At 43.6% G+C, this 1108-nt stretch carries 1 protein-coding gene; it reads right to left on the minus strand.

Translation table 11 applies throughout. The annotated features are described in order from the left end of the window. Nucleotides 1-119: 119 nt before the first annotated feature. Nucleotides 120-1108, minus strand: a 989-nt coding sequence (locus tag WH277_RS02705) for a hypothetical protein (RefSeq protein WP_339504268.1), incomplete at its 5' end; no start/stop codon positions are given.

Below are 1108 nucleotides of genomic sequence, written 5' to 3' on the forward strand. Positions count from 1 at the left end.
ACCCAATACCGTCATTAAGGCAAATTGCTGACTCCATTTTTCAGAACGATCCGCACTAAAAAGCGCAGTGTCACGCAGCACTCACTCTCCGTCACTTATCCTGCTGAAAACCGGCCAGGCTAAAGCAGCACGCCCCTTTTCTTCAGGGTTTTTACCAGCTTAACGGCACCATGATAGTTGAGATGATCGCCATCGCGAAAATCAGTCCGGTTAAAGGCTTTATCCTCATTAAAATCGTGAAAATTAAAATGATAACTTTCCAGACTTTTTAAGAAAGCACGGTTCTCTTCAATCATCCGTGGCTCAAGGGACTGGAGATAGGCATCCGGAAACGGCGGGATAACATAATGAATTCGAATACCTTTGTCTTTCGCCAGTGCGCACATTTCGCTGATGATTTTTGCGTTAACCTCTTTACTTTTCTTATATTTATACGATTTATTGTGGAGCGCGGCGCGACTTTTCGATGTCTCTTCAAACACCGCCTGCGGGAGCGAACTCGCCCCCTTAATATGTTCTTCGAGATTGACACTTATGCTGCCCAGCGTGGCGGCATCATCAAGCTTAAGATTAAAATTCGCTAGCCGCTCGCTATTTCTCACCATCGGCAGAAAATGAGCCAGTAATGCTTCATCAGAAGCATGAGGAAAGTCAGTGGCAATACTGTCATAAGGCAGGATATTATTTTTATGATTATAATGACTCACAATATGTACTACCCTGATATTTTCCTGCATCCGGGTTTTATACAGCTCATAGAAAATGTCGAAATACCCAAAGGTCAAAACAACCGTTTTAAGTTTTTTGCTTTCAGCATAATGGGATAACATCGTCTGTGCCTGACGAATATCCAGGCTGTGCATGGAAAGGTTCACAGACTTATTCAGGCAGCTATGCGGATAGGCGTAATAACCATAAGAATTACCCATAATCAGCGTGGGCGGTTTCTTCATCACTGTCTGATTGTGTTTATGCTGTAAAAAAGAGATGAACACATCATCACTGTCGGAGAAAGGTAACGCTTTCAACATCATAACCTGTTGAAAATCGGCTATCAGCAGTGCATCACGGACTTCATCAAGGTTTTTGACCGCCTCTGCGCCGTGAT

It is taken from the genome of Erwinia sp. MYb416 (assembly GCF_037479575.1).
GTDB classification, from domain to species: domain Bacteria; phylum Pseudomonadota; class Gammaproteobacteria; order Enterobacterales; family Enterobacteriaceae; genus Erwinia; species Erwinia rhapontici.